Origin of the sequence: Acinetobacter sp. ANC 4178 (assembly GCF_004331175.1) — a bacterium.
Lineage (GTDB): Bacteria > Pseudomonadota > Gammaproteobacteria > Pseudomonadales > Moraxellaceae > Acinetobacter.
The window spans coordinates 1-20,515 of the sequence record NZ_SJOD01000005.1 but is presented as its reverse complement, the minus strand read 5'-3'; the positions used below and the strand labels follow the sequence as shown (position 1 = coordinate 20,515).

At 39.6% G+C, this 20,515-nt stretch carries 18 protein-coding genes; 10 read left to right on the top strand and 8 right to left on the bottom strand.

From position 1 onward, the window contains the following. Nucleotides 1–66: 66 nt before the first annotated feature. Nucleotides 67–1,578 carry an aldehyde dehydrogenase family protein gene (locus tag E0H87_RS11130; RefSeq protein WP_131323676.1) on the bottom strand — a complete coding sequence of 504 codons (1,512 nt, stop codon included), beginning with the start codon at nt 1,576–1,578 and terminating at the stop codon, nt 67–69. A 196-nt stretch (nt 1,579–1,774) separates the two neighbouring features. Here E0H87_RS11130 and E0H87_RS11125 point away from each other — a divergent pair, with 196 nt between their 5' ends. Next, complete coding sequence (locus tag E0H87_RS11125; protein ID WP_131323675.1) at nt 1,775–2,965, top strand: transcriptional regulator; 1,191 nt, start codon at nt 1,775–1,777, stop codon at nt 2,963–2,965. A gap of 1 nt (nt 2,966) precedes the next feature. On the opposite strand, the gene E0H87_RS11120 is transcribed toward E0H87_RS11125, so the two are convergent. Both E0H87_RS11120 and mdh read right to left on the bottom strand, forming a co-directional pair. Continuing rightward, a complete protein-coding gene (locus E0H87_RS11120) occupies nt 2,967–3,935 on the bottom strand; it encodes an alpha/beta hydrolase (RefSeq protein WP_131323674.1) in 969 nt (322 codons plus the stop codon). Nucleotides 3,936–4,153: 218 nt separating this feature from the next. Continuing rightward, nucleotides 4,154–5,365, bottom strand: coding sequence for an iron-dependent methanol dehydrogenase (mdh, locus tag E0H87_RS11115; RefSeq protein ID WP_131323673.1), 1,212 nt, complete (start codon nt 5,363–5,365; stop codon nt 4,154–4,156). A 287-nt stretch (nt 5,366–5,652) separates the two neighbouring features. Here mdh and E0H87_RS11110 point away from each other — a divergent pair, with 287 nt between their 5' ends. The 3 genes from E0H87_RS11110 (at nt 5,653) to E0H87_RS11100 (ending at nt 10,638) form a co-directional block, all read left to right on the top strand. Next, complete coding sequence (locus tag E0H87_RS11110) at nt 5,653–7,662, top strand: hypothetical protein (RefSeq protein ID WP_131323672.1); 2,010 nt, start codon at nt 5,653–5,655, stop codon at nt 7,660–7,662. A gap of 173 nt (nt 7,663–7,835) precedes the next feature. Continuing rightward, nucleotides 7,836–9,551: an AAA family ATPase gene (locus E0H87_RS11105; RefSeq protein ID WP_131323671.1), complete on the top strand. Its 1,716-nt coding sequence runs from the start codon at nt 7,836–7,838 to the stop codon at nt 9,549–9,551. A gap of 103 nt (nt 9,552–9,654) precedes the next feature. After that, nucleotides 9,655–10,638 carry an ion transporter gene (locus tag E0H87_RS11100; protein WP_131323670.1) on the top strand — a complete coding sequence of 328 codons (984 nt, stop codon included), beginning with the start codon at nt 9,655–9,657 and terminating at the stop codon, nt 10,636–10,638. A 95-nt stretch (nt 10,639–10,733) separates the two neighbouring features. On the opposite strand, the gene E0H87_RS11095 is transcribed toward E0H87_RS11100, so the two are convergent. After that, nucleotides 10,734–11,960 carry an MFS transporter gene (locus E0H87_RS11095; protein ID WP_131323669.1) on the bottom strand — a complete coding sequence of 409 codons (1,227 nt, stop codon included), beginning with the start codon at nt 11,958–11,960 and terminating at the stop codon, nt 10,734–10,736. Between the two features lie 510 nt (nt 11,961–12,470). Here E0H87_RS11095 and E0H87_RS11090 point away from each other — a divergent pair. Beyond that, nucleotides 12,471–13,391 (top strand): LysR family transcriptional regulator, encoded by a 921-nt coding sequence (locus tag E0H87_RS11090; protein ID WP_131323668.1) that lies wholly within the window; start codon nt 12,471–12,473, stop codon nt 13,389–13,391. Between the two features lie 67 nt (nt 13,392–13,458). On the opposite strand, the gene E0H87_RS11085 is transcribed toward E0H87_RS11090, so the two are convergent. Next, the gene (locus E0H87_RS11085; protein ID WP_131323667.1) at nt 13,459–13,911 is read right to left on the bottom strand and encodes a DUF441 domain-containing protein; all 453 of its coding nucleotides are present in this window, start codon (nt 13,909–13,911) and stop codon (nt 13,459–13,461) included. A 125-nt stretch (nt 13,912–14,036) separates the two neighbouring features. Here E0H87_RS11085 and E0H87_RS11080 point away from each other — a divergent pair, with 125 nt between their 5' ends. Further along, entirely contained in the window at nt 14,037–14,747 is a 711-nt protein-coding gene (locus tag E0H87_RS11080; protein WP_131323666.1) for a pseudouridine synthase, read from the top strand. Here E0H87_RS11080 and E0H87_RS11075 read toward each other — a convergent pair. From E0H87_RS11075 to E0H87_RS11065, 3 genes are all read right to left on the bottom strand, one after another. After that, on the bottom strand, nt 14,740–15,183 hold the full coding sequence (locus E0H87_RS11075; RefSeq protein WP_131323665.1) for a GNAT family N-acetyltransferase: 444 nt from the start codon (nt 15,181–15,183) through the stop codon (nt 14,740–14,742). The genes E0H87_RS11080 and E0H87_RS11075 overlap by 8 nt on opposite strands. Nucleotides 15,184–15,276: 93 nt before the next feature. After that, on the bottom strand, nt 15,277–15,627 hold the full coding sequence (locus E0H87_RS11070) for a type II toxin-antitoxin system RelB/DinJ family antitoxin (RefSeq protein ID WP_131323664.1): 351 nt from the start codon (nt 15,625–15,627) through the stop codon (nt 15,277–15,279). A gap of 109 nt (nt 15,628–15,736) precedes the next feature. After that, nucleotides 15,737–16,642 (bottom strand): RluA family pseudouridine synthase, encoded by a 906-nt coding sequence (locus tag E0H87_RS11065; protein WP_131323663.1) that lies wholly within the window; start codon nt 16,640–16,642, stop codon nt 15,737–15,739. Between the two features lie 132 nt (nt 16,643–16,774). Between E0H87_RS11065 and tsaE the strand changes: the two genes are divergently transcribed. The 4 genes from tsaE to hfq form a co-directional block, all read left to right on the top strand. Then, entirely contained in the window at nt 16,775–17,251 is a 477-nt protein-coding gene (gene tsaE / locus E0H87_RS11060; protein WP_131323662.1) for a tRNA (adenosine(37)-N6)-threonylcarbamoyltransferase complex ATPase subunit type 1 TsaE, read from the top strand. Next, entirely contained in the window at nt 17,244–19,178 is a 1,935-nt protein-coding gene (mutL, locus tag E0H87_RS11055; protein WP_131323661.1) for a DNA mismatch repair endonuclease MutL, read from the top strand. Before tsaE ends, mutL begins: the two co-directional genes overlap by 8 nt. A gap of 6 nt (nt 19,179–19,184) precedes the next feature. After that, the gene (gene miaA / locus E0H87_RS11050) at nt 19,185–20,129 is read left to right on the top strand and encodes a tRNA (adenosine(37)-N6)-dimethylallyltransferase MiaA (protein WP_131323660.1); all 945 of its coding nucleotides are present in this window, start codon (nt 19,185–19,187) and stop codon (nt 20,127–20,129) included. Between the two features lie 95 nt (nt 20,130–20,224). Beyond that, nucleotides 20,225–20,515: RNA chaperone Hfq (gene hfq / locus E0H87_RS11045; protein WP_131323659.1), on the top strand; the 291-nt coding region annotated here is incomplete at its 3' end.

Genomic DNA, 20,515 nt, shown 5'->3' with positions numbered 1-20,515 from the left:
GAAAACAGCGAACCTTGGTTCGCTGTTTTCAGTTTTCTTGCAAAGGAAATAGGTCTCACATGAGAATTAGAAGAAACCTGCTGGTTTAGTCGAATAGCTCACTAACAAGTTTTTAGTTTGTTGATAGTGATCAAGCATCATTTTGTGGTTTTCACGACCAATACCTGATTTTTTGTAACCACCGAATGCCGCATGTGCAGGGTAAATGTGGTAACAGTTGGTCCATACACGACCAGCTTCAATCGCACGACCAGCGCGATAAGAGGTATGCGCCGAACGCGACCAAACGCCTGCACCTAAACCATAAATGGTGTCATTGGCAATTTTGATGGCTTCATCAAAGTCTTTGAAGGTTGTTACAGACAAGACTGGTCCAAAAATTTCTTCTTGGAAAACTTTCATGCTGTTGTTGCCTTTGAAGATGGTTGGTTCAATGTAGAAACCACTACCAACTTCGTGACGAGCACCACCACCAGTCAGAACTTCTGCACCTTCGCCACGACCTGTTGCAATACAGCCCAAGATTTTATCTTGCTGCTCTTGAGATGCCTGAGCACCAATCATGGTTTCTGTGTCTAAAGGGTGGCCTGTTTTAATACGCTTAACACGTTCAATGGCTTTTTCAAGGAATTTGTCTGCAATGCTTTCTTGAACGAGAGCACGTGAAGGGCACGTACAAACTTCGCCTTGGTTCAAGGCAAACATTGCAAAACCTTCAAGGGCTTTGTCTAGGTAGTCATCTTCACGATCCATCACATCTTCAAAGAAGATATTTGGTGACTTACCGCCAAGTTCTAAAGTCACAGGAATAATGTTTTCAGTTGCATATTGCATAATTAACTGACCCACTTGCGTAGAACCTGTGAAGGCAATTTTTGCAATACGTGGGCTGGTTGCGAGTGGACGACCTACTTCAGCACCAAAACCATTAACGATATTCAAAATACCTTCTGGTAATAGGTCTTGAATTAATTCAGCAACCAATAAAATACCGACAGGGGTTTGTTCCGCGGGCTTAAGAACAATACAGTTACCTGCTGCCAATGCTGGAGCAAGTTTCCATGCCGCCATAAGAATTGGGAAATTCCATGGGATAATTTGACCCACTACACCCAATGGCTCATGGAAATGGTAAGCAATTGTATCTTCATCAATCTCAGAAATTCCGCCTTCTTGTGCACGAATACAACCTGCAAAATAACGGAAGTGATCAATTGCTAGAGGGATATCAGCCGCAAGTGTTTCACGGACAGGTTTACCATTGTCCCAAGTTTCAGCAACTGCCAGTAATTCAAGATTTTGTTCTAAACGATCTGCAATTTTAAGTAACAGATTTGAACGCGTTGTAGGAGAGGATTTGTTCCATTGAGCCTTAGCTTTGTGCGCTGCATCAAGCGCAAGTTCGATATCTTCAACCGTTGAGCGAGGAATTTTGGTGAATACTTTGCCATCGACAGGCGAGATGTTTTCGAAGTATTCTCCTTTAACAGGTGGTACCCATTGTCCACCAATAAAGTTTTCGTATTGTGCTTTAAATTGAACCTTAGAACCAGGTTGATTAGGATCGACGTAACGCATATATAATTTCCTTTGCTTGTTGTTTATCTCAGCTTCTACAGCTTTGGTATAAGGTACAGCAGTACATTATTTGTTTAGCATAACTAGCATAAGGTTGGAGAAAGGTTGGAAAGTAGAAGGTTTACATCAGGACGACAAATGCTTACAAAAACAGTTAAGTACAGGATGTCGAATCATTAGTTGTTGAGAGAAAGCAATGATGAATAAGCAAGCATTATTAGAAAAAAGACAAAGGATTGATCAGTTCCGCCAAAGTAGTAGTCTTTCGCCGTTACATGCAGAACAATTAGGGCAAAGTATTGCAAGTTCATGGCAGCGTTCTGCTTCGGCAGCTATTCCTAAAGACCGTATGGCCGCACCAATCAATCATCAGCATCGTCGTGGTTTAAACGGTGCATTAGAGCATGCCTTACAACTGTGCACAGAAGATCTTAAGCATATTGCACAGCAATCTTCCATGGTGGTTGCAGTCGGTGATATTGGCAGTACCATTGTATGGTCGGCATCGAGCAATCAAATGCAGAGTGCAGCCGAAAGTGTACACTTTGTTGAAGGCGGGCAGTGGCGAGAAGAATTGGTCGGCACCAATGCATTGGCATTGTCGTTAAAAACCCAGCAATCGAGTTGTGTGTTTTCGAATGAACATTACATGACTTCAATACAAGATTGGGTCTGTTATGCAGCACCGATAATTGATCCTTACTCAAAGCAAGTCTTAGGGGTAATTGATTTATCGACCACATGGAAAAATCACAATAGTTTGGGACTCTTGGCAGCGGAACGTTGCGCATCGATTATTCAATCGGCTTTATTGGAGCATCAAAAGCAACAGTTATTTATTCGTGCATTTGCTGTACCACAAATTTTGTTCAATGGTAAAGCCTTGGTACTCACCCCGCGTCAAATTGAGATTTTGGCGATTTTGGCTTTGTGTCATCAAGGATTGACTTTAGATACCTTACATCAGGCACTTTATGGCGAGCGTAAGGTCAGTGTAGGAACGTTAAAAGCGGAAATGTCACAGCTCCGTGATATTTTGGGAGGCATGTTAGGCTCAAGACCTTACCGTTTGTTGGTCAATGTCGATGCTGATTTTTTACAGGCTGAACAAGCTTTAGACGCTGGGTATTTGGAAACCGCTTTAAAGTTGTATACAGGTGTGTTCTTGGCGAAAACTGAAAGTCCATTTTTATGTGCTTGGCGGGATTGTTTGGAGTCGCGTTTAAGTGATGCCATTTTTAAAGCCAACGAAACCGATGTATTACTGAAACACGTGGCGCATTTTCCAGAAGCAATAGATGCGGTAGAGCGTTTGATTGAATTGATGCCTAAGACACATCCTGTCCATCAAACGCTGTTGAAATTTAAGGATAGAGAGGATTTTTAATTCAGATTCCTTTCTCTTTTATCCAAGCAAATAAGTTCTGATAAACCTGCTCACGAACTTTAGGTGCGGATAAAACCAAATCGTGCAAACCATTTTCAATGGTTTGAATGCTGACATCGCCGATCATTTTCTCGGCGTATTTTTGAATATCATTAACATTTAAAATCACGTCGCTAGTCTGAGCTTCAATCCCCCATTTTTTCGGGTTCGTGGTTTGATGTGAATGCATGACGAGGGTGGGAATGGTGAGGGTGACGCCTGCATGAATCTCTTTTTGAGCTTCATAGATGGCTCGAACAAAGCTGAGTTTTACCATTTTATAGCTGGGTTGTTTCCACTCAAGGTTAAAATTCCATTCACCGTGATAGTGACAATGTAGGCTAGGAACGTACCATTTGTTCAGACCGCTTGGAATAGGGAGATTAGGCAGCAATCGACCTAGTTTACTGAGCTGAGGTAACGCTTTATTTTTTTCAAGCTCACTCATGTTGAAATCATAAAAAGGGCTGTTTGCCCATAAACCCTTAATCAATGAATGCTGTGGGTGATGCGCTGCAAAGAGGGTGCAAATGAGTCCACCCGTCGAATGCCCACTCAACAATACTGCATCATGATCTTCTGCTTGAATAATTTCTAATGCTTTACTAATTTCTGCGTCATATTCACTTAAATCACGGACATTATAAAGTTGTTGATGTCCTAAACGGGAACGTCCATATTTGCGTAAATCCAGTGCATAAAAATCAAAACCCTGCTGATTAAATTGATCCGCCATTTCTGTTTGAAAGAAATAATCAATAAAACCATGAATATATAAAATCGCTTTGGTGGTCGTCTGCGCCGCTTTTTTGCGGACTAAAGTCGCAATGACTTTGCCTTCATAATCGTCAGGGAATTCAAGCACGAGCTGTTGATAATCTGGCCCTAGAACATCGGCTTGATAGGTGGTAGGAATTTTGAGCGATGTCATTGTTATACTCATCAAGATTTATTATGGCTTAATCCTTGATGATGTTGGAACATTTGTCAAATTGAATTCATTAGAGAATAAAAAAAATGCAACCCAGTGCCTTCTTCTGTAAAGAATCTAGACTGCAGCCAATGGTTAGTCAACATTGGCTACATTCCATGCCCGATTCAAACAGAACTGGGTTGCCAAAAGCAAAAAGTAAGAGATTGGAGAGAGACTTACACCGCTGCTTTAAAATCTACAACTTCAGCACCACTTTTTAATGCTGCTTTGAAAATATCAACCACTTGAGCATGAGTAGCTTTACGTGGGTTAGTTAACATACAAGCATCTTTTTGTGCATTTTCAGACATAATGCCTAAGTCTTGTTCTTTCACACCGAGTTCAGTAAGGCTTGATGGAATACCGATAGAAGACGATAACTCACGGATTGCATCAATCGCAGCATAAGCAGCTTCGGTCACAGTAAATCCAGTGGTGTTAACACCCATTAACTCGGCAATACGTGCATAACGGTCAGGGCAGGCAATTAAGTTGAACTCGCACACATGTGGTAATAATACCGCATTACATACACCATGCGGCAGGTTGTAGAAACCACCTAATTGGTGTGCCATGGCATGTACATAACCTAAAGATGCATTGTTAAATGCCATACCTGCAAGATACTGTGCATAGCTCATTGCATCACGTGCTTCTAGGTTTTCACCGTTGGCAACTGCTGGGCGTAACCATTCACTGATCATCGAAATCGCTTTTTCGGCACATGCATCGGTAATTGGGTTTGCAGCAGTAGACACATAGGCTTCTACAGCATGAGTCAATGCATCCATACCTGTAGCAGCGGTTAAACTTGCTGGTTTGGCAATCATGAGTTTAGGGTCATCAATTGCAATCAGTGGAGTGCAGCGCCAATCGACAATTGCCATTTTTACATGCGTGTCTGTGTTGGTAATAATACAGAAGCGCGTCATTTCAGATGCTGTACCAGCAGTTGTATTCACAGCAATCAGAGGCGTCATTGGGACAGAGCTTTTATCAATGCCTTCATAATCACGAATATGACCGCCACCTGCTGTAACTAGGCCAATACCTTTCGCACAGTCATGTGATGAACCACCACCTAGTGAAACAATGAAGTCACAAGCATGGTCGTTGTAGGCTTGTACGCCGTTATGTACATTAATATCTGTTGGGTTTGGTTCTGCACCCGGGAAGATGTGACTGTCGACACCCGCATCTTTTAGATAGCTCGCAATGCTGTCTGCTACACCAAATTTAAATAAACCGGCATCGGTAACAATCAGTGCTTTTTTAGCACCTAAATTTTGTGCTTTGGTTCCAATTTCTTTAGCACAGCCTGGACCAAAGAGTGAAACACATGGAATATAAAAACCGTTTGTTTGATCTGCAATATTTTTAAAAGCCATGGTGCGATTCCTTCTACCATTGTTATGTTCTAAGCGGTGACCCTCACCGTGGCTTGAGTATTAAATGAAGACCGTTTTAAACCTACCTACCAAACACCTACCATCACATTTAGATTGAAAAATTAGCACGTCGTAGCAGGGCATTATTGAAAGTAAATATTGCAATATTTATTCATACTATTTTGAAAAATAACAAAATATTGTGATTTTTTTCTTTAGGTGATTTTTTTCAAAATTTGATTACAATAAGGAGAAGCATTATACAAAAGTAGAATGAGGGGGCGTGTATGGAACAGGAGCGTTTAATACCGCAACATCGTCAAATTGCTCAATTGATTCTGGGGTTTTCTTCAGATTTAACTGCCATGCAGCATCAACAATGGCAAATCTTAGGGGATCTGAATGCACAAAATATGTTTCGGATTGATCAAGAAAAGCATACGATTTTCATGATGAATGAGATGTTTCATCTCTCTTTTGATTTAGTCCAAAACCAACAGATTCCTTTTATTCAATACAATTTTAATTATCAAGGTCAGTATGCCGAATTACTTGAAGATTTCTTTTTGCATGATGTCGGTTTTTTAACAGACCAATTGAATGAACAACATTCTTTATTCCTTAAAAATAAAGTACAGCAATTACGTGAACTGATTGCGAAACAAGTGTATCAATGGGTAGATGGACCTGCACGTGTGATTGCATGTTTAAACCAAATGAGCTTGGCTCAAGCGGAATTGTTAGATCGGCGTTTAATGGCGCTTGGAATGGCAAAATACGCTTGCTTTGCCCAGTCCAAACTCACAGCAACTGATTTAGATCCTGCGTTAAAACAGCATTTTAGCCAACTTTGTGCATTACACATTGTGAATGGGGAAGACTTTTTGCCGTTGCAGGGCTTAATGGATAGTTATGATGAGCTTTGTCATAGTGCAGCGCAGTTTTTACCTTCAGCACTGTATCGGATAGCGACTTTAACTTTTGAACAAAAATTTAATTTAGATGAGCTGCTTGATCATCAAATGGATTTTGCATTACTACAACCTTATGCCTTACAGCAAAGTCATGTTTTGTCCTTTGTGCGCTTGATGAATCGGGAGTTGTGGCATAAAGATGATTTATTGGCTAAACAGAATTTTTTGCTGCCAAACGCGCAGATTTGGCAAAAAAAAGTCGCACGGCTGCCTATCTTTGATTATTCCAGAACGGTCAATTGGTTATTTAAGCAAGATGCAATGGTACTTGATTGGTTAAGTGCACATATTCAACACAGTCATGTACGCATCGCCGTAACCGCGTTAAGTTTTGTCGATACCAGTCAAATTCACCCCTGTATCATTTTATTGACATTGCAGTATTTTCAACATACCTGTGCGCGAATGTTTATTCAAAGCTGTGATATCCATGCGACCACAGAACAATGGTTTGAGCATCAAAACAATCAAAGCGTGGTACTGAAAGGGCAGCAGCAAACGGTCGAGGATCAGCGTATTGCCATCAGCCCATCCATTTTATATTTGGATGAATGGATGAATTTACTGCGTAATGTCGCCAATAAGAATGAAACCATAGTGAAGCAGGTCTACAGGAAAATTAGCCGCGTCATGCAGGCATATATGTTGCATTTACATCATATTGTGCAAGATTTACCGCAAGAATTATTAAATTATGTGCATCCCAGTACGCACCAGAATCGAGGATTTTACCGTACCTTGCGTCGGCATCATGTTCCTGTAAATGAATTTAGAGCCTTATTTTATTTGAAGTATCAGAATTTAAGAGTGTCGGTGTTTGATGCCTATGTGCGGGATTATTTGATTTATTGTTTTAATGAAAATCGTGAAATTGCGAGAAATAGTACATGGTTAGGTCTGTTTCACCATGCTGTAGAATGGCATCGTCAGTTACATAAAGATGAAATTTTAGCGCGTTTAAAACAGAATTTTGCGATCAATACTTGGAATGCCGTATCCCCTCAAACCATTTTGCAATATTCAGGTTGGAACTTTGAAGAATTACATCAAATTGAACGGATTATTGAAGAGTCGAATATATTTCATCATTGTCTGGCTGTGAGTTATGCAGAACGGATTATGCAAGGAGAATATGTTGCTTTTCATATGTCTTCACCGCATTACGCACAGCCTCTAACACTCGGCTGTCATATTCAGGCAGGGAAATTGTTATTTGATCAATTGGAATATCCAAATAATCAAAAAGCCGAGCAATTGTTGGTCACGATTGCCGAGCAATTTATTCAATGGTTTAACGAGCATTTTTCACCCCCAATGAAGTAGTCTTCATATGCGTTAAACAATTGACAATAATTATTCTGATTTTTTTAATTGATAGGTAAGCTTTTGTTCTTTAATCATTTGATGTGCAAAAAAAGTAGTGTGTTTCTTCTCAGGCTTAACTTTTAACGCAAAACTCGTTAGGCTATAGCCGTTATTTATTGGTTATCGGTCATATGAAACAAGAAACTGCACTTAAGCTCCTTAAAGCTGGCGAAAATGTCTTCCTAACAGGTTCGGCTGGTGCAGGAAAAACTTATACTTTAAATCAGTACATCAATTATTTAAAAGCACGCAAGGTGCCTGTTGCGATTACGGCGTCTACAGGTATTGCTGCAACGCATATGAATGGGATGACCATTCATACGTGGGCAGGTATTGGCATTAAAGATAGTCTAAGCGATGATGACCTGAAGCGCATGAAAGAGCGTAAATACCTCAAAGAACATTTAGAAAATGCACAGGTATTAATTATTGATGAAATTTCGATGTTGCATGCAAAACAACTGAATTTGGTCAATCAGGTTTTAAAATATTTTAAAGAAAGTGACGATGCTTTTGGTGGCATTCAGGTGATTGTTGCGGGTGACTTTTTTCAGTTGCCGCCCGTTGGCAAAAAAGAAGAGCTGAATCGGGATAAGTTTTGTTTTATGTCCGAAGCGTGGGTAGAAGCCAAGTTTCGTGTTTGCTACCTGACCGAGCAACATCGTCAAGGTAATGATTATCTCAATGATATTTTGAATGCTATCCGTAGTCAGAGCATTACTTCAGAGCATATACGTGCATTAGAACAAACGCGCTCACAAGATATCGGCGAGACTTTCACACGTTTATATACCCATAATATGGATGTTGATTCGATTAATTATCAACATTTAAATGCGATTGAGCAGCAAGGTCATGAATTTATGGCTGTTTGTGATGGTAATGATAAATTAATTGAAACCCTAAAATCTTCTGTACGTGCCCCAGATGCATTAACTTTAAAAAAGAATGCCAAAGTGATGTTTGTAAAAAATAACTTTGATATGGGGTATATCAATGGCAGTTTAGGCGAAGTCATTGGTTTTGAAGAAGATGATGATCATGGTATTTTGCCAAAAGTGAAACTCACTGATGGTTCAGTTTTATTGGTTGAACCAGAAACATGGTCAGTGGATAACGAAGCGGGCAAGAGTATTGCCAGTTTGCAGCAAATTCCACTACGTCTGGCATGGGCAATTACTATTCATAAATCACAAGGTATGACCTTGGCGGCGGCAGAAATAAACTTAAGCCATACTTTCGAGAAAGGGCAAGGTTATGTCGCGTTATCACGGTTAAAATCATTAAATGGTTTAAAACTGCTCGGTTTTAATATGCAGGCTTTGGAATTAGACAGTCTTGCGATTAAAGCAGATCGACGCTTTCAAGAACTATCTGCTGAAGCTGAAACGAATTTTGCTGAAACGGATTTGGCTGTACAGCATAAAGCTTTTATTCGCCACTGTGGCGGAACATTGAATGACGTTGAAATCGAGCGAAATGAGAAAAAAATTGCGCGAAATGCAGGTAAGCAAAACTATGCTTCGGCAACTTTAGATGAAACTCGTGAACTCTTCGAATCTGGCTATGAGATTGAAGATATTGCGACGGAACGTGGGCTCACTCCTGCCACCATTATTAATCATTTAGGACGTTTGCATAAAGAACAAGGCTTGGATATTTCTGTCGCGCATCCAGGTGAAGAGGTTGTAGAGGAAGTCCGTAAGATTTATAAACGCTTGCAAAAACGCCAAAGCCCAGATCATTTTGCGGATGATGGTGCCATTAAATTACGTCCAATTGTGGAAGCAACTAATCCGCGTATGGGCTATGACCAAGTTCGTTTAGCGTTACTTTATATCGAATAAAACTTACATGAGAGAAAAGAGTGGGCAAGAGGAATTCTTGCTTACTTTGATTTAAAGTTCATATACACTGATTTATAAGCGATAAGAATAACTTAGAACAGCAATGAAATTTACGGCATGGTATACGCTACGCAAGTTGGTCTATAACAATTTGCACAATGAAGATTATGAAACCCGCTTAAGTCGTGCGATTAATTATTTTCTGATAGCACTCATTATGAGTAATGCTGCTGCGGTATTACTGGAGTCAGTACATCAATATTATGTACGTTACGAAACTTTTTTTTATTATTTTGAACTTTTTTCAATTTTTATTTTTACCATTGAATATGTTTTGCGTTTCTGGTCAGTTGCTGAGTCAGACAGTTTTGAATCTGCTTGGAAAAATCGTTTAAATTGGGTGAAAAGTGGTGGAGCGATTATCGATTTACTGGCTATTTTACCTGCGTATCTCAATTTCTTTGTTCATTTCGACCTACGTTTCCTTCGAATTGTACGCTTACTTCGATTGTTAAAACTGACCCGCTATTTTGTTTCATTACAAATTTTATTGCGAGTGATCGAACGTGAAAAAGGTTCGTTCCAAGCCGTCATTTTTATCTTGGTGATTATGATTGTTATGGCTGCGGCAGGTGTGTATTTAATCGAAAGTCGGGTACAACCCGATGTCTTTAGTTCAATACCAGCATCGATGTGGTGGGCAGTCGTGACCTTGACCACGGTCGGTTATGGTGATGTGACTCCTGTAACACCACTTGGTCGTTTTTTAGGGGCATTGATTACTATTTTAGGTGTAGGCTTGGCGGCTTTGCCCGCGGGTATCTTAGCCAATGGTTTAGCAAATGAACTTGAATTACGCAAACAAGAACTTGAACTTAGATTTCGTGAATTGATTCAAAACAGTGATATTGATTTTATTCTTGAAAAAGAGAAGATCGAAGAAATACGTAAAGAAGTGGGACTCACTCAGGAGCAAACCCAAGATATTATTTTGCAATTGATTCGAGAGCAAAAAGAAGAATCGCTTAAGCAGGAAAGAGATCAATATGCGTATTGCCCACATTGCGGTAAAAAATTGCCTGAATAATATTTAAAAATTTAGAGTCAAGTGATGAGTAAAGCAATGAAAGTAGAAAGCACTTTCATTGCTTATTTCACACAAGCACACGCCTATGCATTATTTTAGATAGACTCATGACATGCTGAAATGGCGAGATTATTTTTCTCATGTTGAAAAGCGCAAAATAAAATGATTAGACCACCAAAGCTGAGTAGTGTGCCGACCCAAATGGGTGCGAGCCAACCCAAATTTTGACTAATTAACCAGCCACCAAGAAAAGCACCAAAAGCATTGGCTGTATTAAATGCTGAATGATTTAAAGAAGCAGCCAAACTTTGAGCATGACCAGCAACATCCATGAGACGAGTTTGAAGAAGTGGACCTAAGCCTGCAATACTAAAGCTGACTAAAAATAATGCAGCAAACGCGGTATAGAGATTTCCAATCGCGAGTGCACAAATGATATAAGAAACTGCATTTGAGAGAAGCACCCAAATAATTGCTTTATTTAAATTTTTATCGGCAAAATGCCCTGCGATTAGACCACCAACGACTAAACCTAAGCCGATACTTGCAAGAGCAAATGGTACAATTTCAATATTGGCATGTGTATATTCAGTCAAAATAGGTGAAACGTAACTATACACCGAGAAAAGACCGCCAAAACCAATAGCACCGACACCTAAAGTTAGCCACATTTGCGTATTTTTAAGTCCACGGAGTTCATTTCGAATACTGGCAGTATGATCGAGTTGAATTTTTGGCAAGCAAAAACAAATTGCAATCACCGTTACAAATGCAAGTGAAACCGAAAATTTAAACCCAGACCGCCAACCATAATGTTGTCCCAACCATGTTGCAAAGGGAACACCTATGACTGTGGCGACATTTAAGCCCATCATGAGTTTCGCAACAGCAGAAGCCCGTTTTTGTTTACCTGCAAAGTCAGCCACAACCAAGGCCGCGATACCGAAATAGGCACCATGAGGCAAACCTGAAATAAAGCGTGACAGCAACATGCTCTCATAATTATTGGCAAATGCAGTGACAGCATTGGCGATACCATAAAAAAGCATAAGCCCAATGAGCAGGGTTTTACGCGGTACTTTGGCTGCTAAGATGGCAATAATCGGCGCCCCGACTGTAACCCCTAAAGCGTAGGCACTAATAAAATGTCCGGCTACAGGAATACTCACATTTAAATTATGTGAAATTTCTTGAATAAGCCCCATTGCGACAAATTCAGTGGTACCAATACAAAAACCACCTAGGGCAAGCGCAAGAATAACCCAAAATAGACGATAGGATGGCGTACGATCAGTCGCCGTATTTAAATCCGGAGATATCATTTTTAATAGGAATATTGGGAGGGGAGAAAGGACTAATTATAGGTGAAATGAGAGAATAATGTTAACTAATTCACTTGGTATTTTTTGCATTTATCAATCATTTAAATTTGAGTTTTTTAGTTTGATTTTTAAAAATATTGAATATAATCATGTATATAAAATGAGATTTTATGTGTGAATTAATGGATATATTAAGTATTTTTTTAAGAAACAAATATCATAATGCATAAGATACACATTTTTGAATATGGACAGAGGAAAATAGTCTAAGTTTCTTAAGATGGGCAAATACTGAAATTGCATTTGGGGTGAAATATACTAATTAATTTTATGTTAGAATGAGATGAATTCATTTTGTGGTTTGATATTAAACCATATCTATAATCTCTTGTTTTATTGCTGGCTCATTTTATAGCGTTTGAGAACGCCTCCTTATCTCAAATCAGGTATTTAAACCGCTTTAAATTATTGAGTTAGCATAGCTTTTACGTTTGCGGACTGATAATAAACATGCTTGAAATTCGACATCTAAAAACATTACTTGCACTTCGTGAACATGGCTCTTTGGTCGCAGCAGCCAATGATTTATGTTTAACGCCTTCTGCTATTTCGCATCAGTTAAAAGAATTAGATCATTGGTACGGGGTAGAGGTGGTTAATCGCCGTAGTCGTCCTGTCTCATTTTCCAATGTAGGACAACGTCTGTTAAAGCTTGCAGACGATGTTTTGCCACAAATTCAAATTGCACAAACCGACATTACGCGGATTGTACATGGCCAAACAGGGCGTATTATTTTCTCATCAGAATGTCATAGCTGTTTTGATTGGTTAATGCCTCTTTTAAATCAATACCGCCAGCAATATCCAGATGTTGACTTGGATTTTGCTTCTGGCTTCGAAGCCAATCCACATGAATTATTGCAAAATGGCGAGTTTGACTTGCTCATTACTGCCGATCCAATCGCTTTAAAAGGTGTGGACTACTTTCCAATTTTTGAATATGAATCGCGTTTAGTATTATCCAATACACATCCTTTAGTACGTGCTGAAAGAATTACAGTACAAGAATTAGCTGAAGAAACTTTAATTACTTATCCTGTCGATAAACATCGCTTAGATATTATGTCAAAGTTGTTTATTCCAGCAAATATTCAACCCAAACAGATCCGTACCACGGACTTAACTCAAATGTTAATTCAATTGGTGGCAAGTGGGCGTGGCATTGCAGCTTTGCCAGATTGGGTTGTGAATGAATATGAGCAAAAAGGCTGGGTAACGTCACGTCGTTTGGATTGTGTATCCGCCAGAGGTCTACGCCGTACTTTATATGCAGGCTATCGAACTGAAGAAAAAGAGAAGAATTATTTTGAAGGCTTCTTGAAACAGTTGGATAAATTCTCACAAAAGCGTCATCAATATTATTTGTCTTAATCTAATTGAAGTGGTTTGCTGTGATGGTACTGTTTGCGGATTGTACCATCACTCAATATCAATGAAACTAAGACTGTCCTATAAATAGCGACAGGACACCTGCTGCAATTAATGGGCCGACGGGTACTCCACGTAGCAGAGCAACCCCAGCAACGGTTCCAATGAGCAATCCTGCGACTACATTGGGTTGATGAGTCATCAGTTTTACCCCACGCCCACCTAACCAAGCTACAAACAGGCCAATTGCAATTGCGAGTAATGATTTCCAGCTTAAAAATGATTTAAGAATAACCTCACCAGGAATCTTGCCACTGGCAATTGGAGTTAAAACCCCGATAGTTAAAATGACAATACCAATATTTAAGCCATGTTGTTGTAATAGTGGGAAAAATTCGCTTAAGGGAGTGATTTTGAAGACAATGAGTACGCCAGCGGCAATGGTAACAGCAGAGTTATGACTGAAAATACCACAAGCCAATAAAACCAGTAGGACAAGCAAATTTAGATCTAAATTAGGCATGAGACGTAGGGAGAATGTGTGAAAATGCAACTATTGTAGCGATTTTTTGCGCATTGCATCTAGAAAATCAGCGGGAAATTAGAAAATTGTTTAAAATGCAACACTTTAATGTAGGGTCTTAAATTATGTATTTGGAAAAAATGTTGCAATCTCAAGGTTTTGGTTCGCGTAAGCATTGCCAACAATTAATTAAATCTGGAGCTGTTAGCATTGACCAAGACATTATGCAAAACCCTAAGCAGAAGCTAAATTTGGACAATTTAGTTTTTGAGGTGTATGGAAAGTGCTATCAATACAGAGAAAACGTTTATATTGCCCTGAATAAGCCCGCAGGTTATGAATGTTCTCATCAGGCGACGCATCATTTTAGCGTATTCGACTTGTTTGATGATGTGCTGTTAAATCGTGGCTTACAATGCGTTGGACGTTTAGATCAAGACACGACAGGCTTATTGCTGCTTACGGATGATGGTCAATTTCTTCAATCATTAACCCATCCCAAAAAGCATGTGGGCAAAGTTTATCGTATGCAAACGGCTGATCCAATTTCTCAGGAACAGATTGAGCAACTTGAAAAAGGTGTTGAGTTACGCAATGAACAAGGTGCTTTTGCAGCGACTGATGTACAGCGATTGGCAGTGTGTGAGTTGCAAATGACCATTCATCAAGGCGTTTATCATCAAGTGAAAAGAATGTTGGCTGCTGTGGGTAATAAAGTAGAACAACTGCATCGGGTGCAGATTGGCGCGTTGGAGTGCCCTGAGCTAAAAGAGGGCGAATGGATTTATTTGACACCTGAGCAGATAGAGCAAGCACGTACTCGAGAAGCTATTTAAGGAAGCAGTGGTAGGTTCTAAATTCATTATCGGCAATGAAACCCATAGCTTCGTATAGCCGATGAGATTCACGATTGGTTTTTTGCGTTTCGAGGCTAATCCGAAGCGCATTTTCATGTCGTGCAAACAAAATGGCAGTATCAATCAATTGTTTGGCTGAGCCTTGACGACGAAATTGGGGGGTTACATAAACATCGTCTAAAATATAGTAGGTTGAACAGGCAACAGAAGAAAAACCTAAGTAAAGTAAAATAAAACCAGTAAATACTTCATCTTTGATATGAATAAAAATGACACTTTCTTGGTTTTCAAAGCGTTGTTTTAAAAATTGTTGGGAAAGATTTAAATTAGAAGAAGCACCATAAAATTGACGGTATTCATCAAATAAAACTGCAAGTTGATTGAGGTCATCTAATGTGGCTTTTTTTACAATCATTGATTGCTCCATGCATTTTTTATTGTCCTTTCATGAAGCATACCTAAGTTTTTAAATGAAAAAATTTAAATAATGTATAAAAATGCAACAGGGTTAATTTTTATCACCTTCGCCTAAGATTGCATTAAGTTCTTCAAATAGGTCTAAATGGTCATCATCGATGAACAATTCATCACTACGTTGAATATTGTTTGAGGTGTCATTACTTTCATGCTTAACTGCAGCCGTTTTCTGTTCTTGTTTAAGCCGTCTTAACTTAATCAATTGTTCTAAATTGATATTTTGATTTTCAATAGAAAAGGGGATGGACTTTGTCAGTACAACTTGTTTGAAAAAAAGCCGCACGGCTTGTGCTGGCGTAATCCCCAATTGTTTAAAGACAGCAAAAGCCTGTTTCTTTTCCTGTGAATCGAGACGAATTTGATAAACTTCGGTTTTTCTCATGATTTTTATAAATTTGAAGATTAAACTTTTAGACTTCATTTTAATCAATTTTATTGTAATTTCAATATTGTTAAGCGGAAAACTTTACTTTTTTGTAATGACAAACAAACTACAGTGTCAATTCAAAATTAGATGAAAAATCTATGGATTCTCCTGTAACAGGATCCGTGAATTGAATTCGTTTGGCGAGCAGCTGTAATGGGCAAGAGAAATCATCATCAGCTTTGTGCTGAACAGTTGGGTAGAATGGGTCGTTTTGAATGGCAATACCTAAATGATTGAGGTGAACCCGTAATTGATGCTGTTTTCCCGTTTCGGGTTTTAGCAGATATTTGGCCCATTGAGCATTGTGTTCCAAAATATCAATCTGCGTTTCACTGTTTGGTGCACCCTCTACAATCTGCATGGTGTAAAACGGATGCCCTTTGTCCATTCTTAAACAAACGGTACGTGGGAATTCAAGGGTAGGAAGATAAGCAGCAATCGCATGATAGGTCTTTTTCACTTCGCGATTGGCAAACATTTGTTGGTAAATGCCACGCGTTTCAGGTCGCTTGGAAAATAAAACCAGTCCAGCAGTTTCACGGTCTAAACGATGAATTGGGGTTAAATCCGCATTTCCCGTTTGGTTTTTTAAACGAACTAATAAAGTTTCTTGTACATATTGCCCTGTAGGGCTCATAGTCAGGAAATGAGGTTTATCGACAATATACAGATCATCAGTTTCATACAAAATATGATGTTGAAACGGCACATGAATTTCATGTGCTAAAAATCGATAGTAATAGATATGTTGATTGGCAAGATATTCGCTATCTAGGCTTAGAATTGCACCATCAGCTGCATAAATTAATTGGTCTTGAAAACGTTGTTGCCATTCTTGTGCTGAAATGTGGGCAAATTGTTGACACAGGTATTCGTACAAACGCTGCGGTACAGGCTGTATAGCAGGTAAGAAGAGTTTGCTGGCGGTTACACCGCGAATCATCGGCGGGACAAAATTATTCGCAGTCATAAGATATCAATCACAACAGGTTGGCAGAACGCATGTGCTGTATTAAAAATACACATTTCGTATGCATGGCATAGGTATTAACAGCGTGGCGATGCTATCATAATTCTACTTTTGAATCATGTTGTGAGTCATATGTCGTATTCATTTCATTTGCCCCTAAACTCTGAAGCAGATACCCAGCAACTTGCGCGCGTAGTTGCACAATATTTTACTGAGGGTGTGATTTATTTAATTGGCGATTTAGGTGCAGGGAAAACGACATTTACCCGTTATTTGTTGCAACAACTCGGCCATCAAGGCTCAGTAAAAAGTCCAACGTATACCTTGGTGGAACCATACAGCATTCAGAATAAGCAAGTCTTTCATTTTGACTTGTACCGCCTCAATGATCCTTATGAACTTGAGTTAATGGGTATTCGTGATTATTTGGATACACCCAATGCTTTATTTTTATTCGAATGGCCAAGTAAAGGTGGTGAAGAAATTCCAACGGCCGATTTCACCATTGAAATTTTAAAGTCTGAAGATGAATTATCACGTCAGGCAACATTAAGCTTTCAAGATGAAATGCTCTATAAAGCACTCGAACAGGCATTTCAACATGCGTGATGAAGTTTCTGTTCGCCGCATTCATACCTTAGATCCTGCGCTTGCCAACCAGATTGCTGCGGGTGAAGTGATTGAACGACCAGCTTCTGTGGTAAAAGAGCTACTCGAAAATTCAATTGATGCGGGCGCAACAGAACTCATTATTCGGGTCGAACAAGGCGGCAGTACGCTCATTGAAATTATCGACAATGGTCGAGGTATTCATCCTGATGATTTATCTTTGGCTGTTATGCGTCATGCCACCAGTAAGATTCAGACCGCAGAAGATTTACACGCCATTGTGAGCTTGGGTTTCCGTGGAGAAGCACTGGCATCGATAGCAGCGGTTTCGCGTTTAACCTTGACCAGTAGCCAAGTAGACGAAGGTGTTGGCTATCAAGTTGAAGTGAATGGTACAGCATTCCAACATCAAGAAATTCAAGCAGTAGCAGCAGCACGTGGTACACAAATTCGAGTGCAGGATTTATTTTTTAATGTCCCCGCACGCCGAAAATTCTTAAAAAAACCAGGCACGGAATTCGGGCATATCGAAGAAATTGTGCGCCGTTTAGCCCTGACTCATTTTGATATTCGTTTTGTGCTGGAGCATAACAATAGTATTCGTTTGAATTTGCCCGTTGCTGATAGTGGTGCATTACGCTTTCAACGGGTCCAACAATTACTAGGACGTCAATTTACAGAAAATGCGTATTGGATGGATGCAGACAGCATCAATATGCGTCTCAGTGGTTGGTTAGGGCATCCCTCTGACGCAAGAGCACAGGCAGATTTACAGTATGTCTATGTCAATGGACGGATTGTCAAAGATAAAACGATTTCTCATGCTTTACGCATGGCTTATGATGGTATTTTACACGGGCACCAACATTCAGCTTATTTGTTATTTTTAGAGGTTGATCCTGAAAATATCGATGTCAATGTTCATCCAACCAAACATGAAATCCGTTTTCTGAATCAACGTGAAGTTCATGAGTTTGTACGTCATTTTGCAAAAGACACGTTGTCTCAATTTCAAACTGCGAGCGCAGATTTAGCTCAAGCATTGAAAGTTGAGCCAACAAGTCCAACCAATCTACTGCAACCGCGCTATCAAGATCAGCTTCAGTTGCATCGTTCGGTAGAATCAACCCCAATGCCTGAGTCTGTCGCAGTATTAACAGATTTTGAGTCTCCACAGCCACAAGCTGTGCAGTATGTAGCGCAAGACTCCCGAGCGTATCAGGTCAATCCTGCATCAAGGATAAATGCTGCTGCTTTACAGAGTTATCTCGCACCATTACGCACGGTAGCTGAGTCTAGTGATGATGTTGTAATTGATGATGTAGCACCTAAGGTGGATGAGCATCCTTTAGGAATTGCAATTGCGCAGTTACACGGCATTTATATTTTGGCGCAGAATACCGAAGGTCTGATTATTGTTGATATGCATGCGGCGCATGAACGGATTTTATTACAACAAATGAAATCCGCTTGGGAAAATCCTGAATTTTGGATTTCTCAGCAGCTATTGATCCCGAAAATAGTTAATGTAAATCGAATGCAGGCCCTTCGGGTGGAAGATTTAAAAGCACCTTTGGCTCGCTTAGGTTTGGAAATTGACCAATATGGAGATGAACAAGTCATTGTTCGTGGTGTGCCAGCGATTTTACATAAAGCTGATTTCTCTGCTTTGATTCCCGAATTACTCAATGATTTGGATCCAACGGACGAGGTGCGTGGGCTATTACAGAAACGTGATCAAATCTTGGCGGGTATGGCGTGCCATGGCGCGGTACGCGCACATCGATTGTTGAGTCTTTCTGAAATGAATGCCTTACTGCGTCAAATGGAGCAGACCGAATTTGCGAGTCAATGTAACCATGGGCGGCCAACATGGCGTGCATTTCCATTGGCTCAGCTAGATAAACTTTTTGCTCGAGGAGAGTAAACCTAAATGTCGAATCAATTGCCTGTCATTAATTTGATGGGACCTACAGCCAGCGGTAAAACGGCTTTAGCATGTGAGTTATATGAACAGGGCAATTTTGAATTGATTTCTGTTGACTCGGCATTGGTTTATCGAGATATGGATATTGGAACAGCAAAGCCAAGTAAAGCTGAGCAAGCACAATATCCACATCATTTAATTGATATTATTAGCCCATTGGAAGTGTATTCTGCTGCACAATTTGTAGAAGATGCATCTAGGCTTATTGATGAAATACATACCAAAGGGAAAACACCAATTTTGGTCGGTGGGACGATGTTGTATTTCAAAGCTTTGCTAGAAGGTTTATCGAGTAATTTGCCAAGTGCAGATTATGTAATCCGTGCTGAAATTGAAGCACAGGGTGATCGAGAAGGCTGGGAGTCAGTTTACGCTTCTTTATGCAAAGTGGATCCACTTGCAGGTGAAAAGTTCAAGATAAGTGACAAGCAGCGTATTATTCGTGCACTGGAAGTATTCCGTATTACAGGGCAGCCGATTACTCAATTACAAGCAGAACAACCTAAAAATGTACCATATCGTTACACTTTTCATAATTATGCTTTGTTGCCAGATCGGTTAGAATTACATAAGCGAATTGAAAAACGTTTGGAAATTATGTGGGAAATCGGTTTTTTAAATGAGGTTGAATCACTAATTGAAAAATACGATCTAGCTGATGATTTGCCTTCAATGAGATCAGTAGGTTATAGGCAAGCCTTGGATTTTTTATTAAAAAGCGACAAAAGTCTCGAAAATAAGAAAGAAATGGAGGATAAAGCCCTTTTTGCGACACGACAACTTGCAAAACGTCAATATACTTGGTTAAGATCTTTGCAACAGTCGCATAAATTTAAAACATATTTAACAATAAAGCAGGCTCAAGAAGACTTGCGAAACTGTTACGGATAAAGCAAAATTTACATACTGTCTTTTTTATAATTTTTAATTGAAAAATAAAGATAGTTTTTTGCGCTGATTTTTAATATTTTTTGGAGTTGTATAACATGTCTAAAGGTCAAACTTTGCAAGATCCGTTCTTGAATTCTCTCCGTAAAGAACGCATTCCTGTATCTATCTTCCTTGTGAATGGTATTAAGTTACAAGGTCATATTGAATCTTTTGACCAATATGTTGTTCTATTGAAAAATACTGTAAGCCAAATGGTTTACAAGCATGCTATTTCTACGGTTGTTCCTGCACGTAACCCTCGTCCTGCTGGTGCTCCTGCTGGTGCTCAAGGTACAGGCTTTGGTGGCGGTCAAGGCGGTGGCTTTGGTGGCGGTCAAGGCGGTGGC